This is a genomic window from Methylocaldum sp. (genome assembly GCF_039794385.1).
GTDB lineage: Bacteria > Pseudomonadota > Gammaproteobacteria > Methylococcales > Methylococcaceae > Methylocaldum.
In genome coordinates, this window is the sequence record NZ_JBDIVO010000410.1 from 1 (window position 1) to 3693 (window position 3693).

General features: G+C 53.6%; 4 protein-coding genes. 1 reads left to right on the plus strand and 3 read right to left on the minus strand.

The window, feature by feature from the left end:
- The coding region (locus ABJK70_RS21750; protein ID WP_347259110.1) for a thiosulfate oxidation carrier protein SoxY at positions 1-365 on the minus strand (365 nt) is incomplete at its 3' end.
- Between the two features lie 74 nt (positions 366-439).
- Here ABJK70_RS21750 and soxZ point away from each other — a divergent pair.
- Positions 440-751: a thiosulfate oxidation carrier complex protein SoxZ gene (gene soxZ, locus ABJK70_RS21755; protein WP_205780632.1), complete on the plus strand. Its 312-nt coding sequence runs from the start codon at positions 440-442 to the stop codon at positions 749-751.
- Positions 752-765: 14 nt separating this feature from the next.
- Here soxZ and ABJK70_RS21760 read toward each other — a convergent pair whose 3' ends face one another.
- Positions 766-2346 (minus strand): peptide chain release factor 3, encoded by a 1581-nt coding sequence (locus tag ABJK70_RS21760; RefSeq protein WP_077728120.1) that lies wholly within the window; start codon positions 2344-2346, stop codon positions 766-768.
- A gap of 120 nt (positions 2347-2466) precedes the next feature.
- Entirely contained in the window at positions 2467-2580 is a 114-nt protein-coding gene (locus ABJK70_RS21765) for an entericidin A/B family lipoprotein (protein WP_077727977.1), read from the minus strand.
- Positions 2581-3693 lie beyond the last annotated feature (1113 nt).

Sequence of the window (3693 nt, forward strand, 5' to 3'; positions counted from 1 at the left end):
GCGCTTGTTTCGTTCATCTTTACGCGCAAGGAAGCAAATCCGTCGGTTCCGGGCTCGAAGCGAATCTGAGCCGCCAGCGGCGTGGGATTTTTCTCTACGAAAATGAGCATGCGCGAGGTGTTCGGCAGCCGGCTATCGACTGAAATCGGCACGATCGCGCCGTTCTCGGCCAGTTCCGGCACTTCGAAGGCAATTCGGTTGGTTTCAGCCCACGACGCTCCCGCCAACATATCCGAAAGCAGTCGGCTGAAACCGTTCTCCATCCGTTGAGGTGCTCTGGATTTCGCCACCCCAAAAACGACTTCCCAAGGTAATGCTAATGCCGCTACTAGCATTCGAACGAAGTTGCGTCTGGATTGCGTCATTTCGTATCCCTGCTTGAATCCAAGCGATCTAATGATTACCTTAACTTTGGCCCCGTTCGACCTGAGTCACTAAAATGTCCAGCATCAAGATACGCACCAAGCAGGAAGAAGGCCTAACCACCGTCCGCATGCTTATCACCCATCCGATGGAAACCGGACGCCGCTGGGATGAGCTGACGGAAAGAACCATTCCGGCTCACTTCATTCGAGAAGTCAGAATAGAGCACAATCAACGCTTGGTCGCAAGCTGTGAGCTAAGCACAGCCGTATCCAGAGATCCCTACATCTCAGTGAGATTCCGTGGCGGAAAAACGGGCGACAAGATTCGTGTCACCTGGGCGGACAATTTGGGAAACACCGACAGCGCCGAAAGCACCATCGGTTAAGGTTACGCAGCACCTTACAGTTCACGGGTTGCGCTGAAGCGAATATCCGGCCAGCGCTCCTGGGTAAGCTGCAGATTGACTCGGCTGCTGGCCAAATAAACCAAATAACCGCTGCCGTCTTCGGCCAGATTGTCGAAAACCTTGCGCTTGAATTCCTCCAGCTTCTTCGGATCATCACACCCGACCCAGCGTGCCGTGGTGACCGGTACGTTGTCGTAAACGCATTCGACGTTGTACTCCGATTTCAACCGGAAGGCCGTCACATCGAACTGTAGGACACCCACGGCGCCCAGAATAAGATCGTTATTCTTAAGCGGCCGAAAGAGCTGGGTCGCGCCCTCCTCGGTCAATTGCTGCAAGCCCTTTTGCAGGGCCTTCGCGCGGAGCGGATCTTTCAGCACCACCCGGCGGAACAACTCCGGCGCGAAATAAGGCACCCCTTCGTATTTGAGCGTCTCCCCCTGGCTGAACGTATCGCCCACCTGGATCGTGCCATGGTTATGCAAGCCGATGATGTCGCCCGGATACGCCTCTTCGACATTGGTTCGGGTATCGGCCTGGAACGTGATGGCATTGGCGATCTGGACCGTTTTGCCGATGCGGACGTGGTGCATTCGCATGCCCTTCACGTACTTGCCCGAGCAGATTCGCATAAAAGCGATGCGGTCGCGGTGCGCCGGGTCCATATTCGCCTGAATCTTGAAGACGAAGCCGGTGAACTTTTCTTCCTCGGGCCCCACGACGCGCTCGCGGGCTTGCCGCGCTTGAGGCGGTGGCGCATAGTCTGCAAACGCGTTCAATAGCTCCAGAACGCCGAAATTATTGATCGCCGAGCCGAAAAATACCGGAGTTTGCTTTCCGGCCAAGTAGGACTGGATGTCAAACTCGTGACTGGCGCCGCGCACCAGCTCGATCTCCATCCGCAACTCGTCTGCCTGATCTCCGAGTATCTCTTCCAACCGAGGGTTATCCAATCCCTGGATGACCTCCCCTTCGACGATGCGATCACCGTGAGACGGGCTGAACAACTGAATCGCGTCGTCATACAACTGATACACGCCTTTAAAGCGCTTGCCCATGCCGATGGGCCAAGTCATGGGCGCGCATTGAATCTTTAAAATGCGTTCGATCTCGTCCAACAATTCGATGGGCTCCCGCCCTTCGCGGTCGAGCTTGTTAATGAAGGTGAGGATCGGAGTATCCCGCAACCGGCAGACCTCCATGAGCTTAATGGTCCTTTCCTCGACACCCTTGGCGCTATCGATCACCATCAGGGCGGAGTCCACCGCCGTGAGCGTCCTATAAGTATCCTCGGAAAAATCCTCGTGTCCGGGAGTATCCAACAGATTGAAAATCTTATCCTTGTGCTCGAACTGCATGACCGAGGTCGTAACCGAGATTCCTCTCTGCTTTTCCATCTCCATCCAATCCGAGGTGGCGTGACGAGCCGCCTTGCGTCCTTTGACCGAGCCGGCCAACTGGATCGCGCCTCCGAACAGGAGGAGCTTTTCGGTCAATGTGGTTTTACCGGCGTCCGGGTGAGAGATGATGGCGAAAGTGCGGCGGCGGCTTAATTCCGAAAGAAATTCAGACATCGAAAATTGCAGCGAAAAATACAAATTATACCGCGCTCGCCACGACTAACGGCAGCAGAACACGACTTTGAAAGGGATTATGTTCTTGTCGGGCCGGCCAGTTTTGGGAGTTTGGACGAGCTATCGGTTACGCCGGTCGGCAGCCTCTTCCATTTTCCTGCCGAGCTTTTGGACGTCCTTGCCGAAGCCCGATACGGTATTGCACCCGACGAGCATTGCGATCATCAGCCACATCAGGACGCGAAAAGCGAATTTCCTCACAAGTATCCCCCGCAAAAAATTGATCCAATCACTATAGGGGCTAGTTGCGGCCCATTTCAATACCTTGTCACTTAGCTCGATACGGTACTTTCGAATCCCAGATTTTTCACCGTAATCAAGCGCGATTCCATGCCATGTTCGACGCAGTAGCGCGACTCTATAAATTTCTAGTTTGGCACAGCGATATTTTCGCTTTCTTACAACAGTGTCGCGCAATAGCGACTAGCCTCATAGACCTCCCTCGGTGAACCTCCACAGACCATTCTTTACTGACTTCTTGGAAGCGGTTGAACGATTTTGCCCGTTTCTTAAGAGCGACATACGAAGCCCGAAAATATCGGCCAATGTCTCGCATTTGTTTACTTATTAAATGCTTATGAATATGGCCCAAATAATGCCTGAAGCCGAAGCGTGCCGAACAAGGGTTACACAAGAAAATCGTTAGGGACGATAAACACAATCGAGGCACCACGGATAACAAGCCAATGCCGTGCGCTATTGGGGGCTCTGGCGATCGTCAGGCTACGTGACCATAACCACTACCGTAAGCCGTGTAGTCATGAAGAAAAAGAATCGAATCTTCTATTCGCCACTGATTTCAACCGAAACCTCGATGCCCCCGCCGATCATTCCGCCAAAAGCGGTTCGACCTGAGAGCAGCGAAAGGTAGCAACGCGAAGCCAAGGTTCGACGGCAGTCATCCCGCGCAGGCGGGATTGTCAATCGAACCTTAAACGGCAAAACCTAGCGGAATAACTCCCTGCCTCAGGATTCCGGTCGATTTCATTCCACAAAAGACCGCTCTGTAGCAGCAGGCTTCCCGACGCGGCCTGATTCGTGACGCCCTGAAAAGGGACACCGGGACTGACTTCCTGAGAATTAGAGGAGGAGATTTCGAGAAACCGCTCGCATCTGCTTTCCATTACTAAGAGGAGCTAAAAAAATGAAGAAGCACTTGGTCTTGAGTCCGTTATACCTGTCTCTGGCCTTCTCGGGGGTAAGCCATACGGCCGTCGCCGAACGAAAATTGCCTGAAGACTTATTTCAGGACGTTTGGAACGCCATACCGGACACCTATCTGCCTCC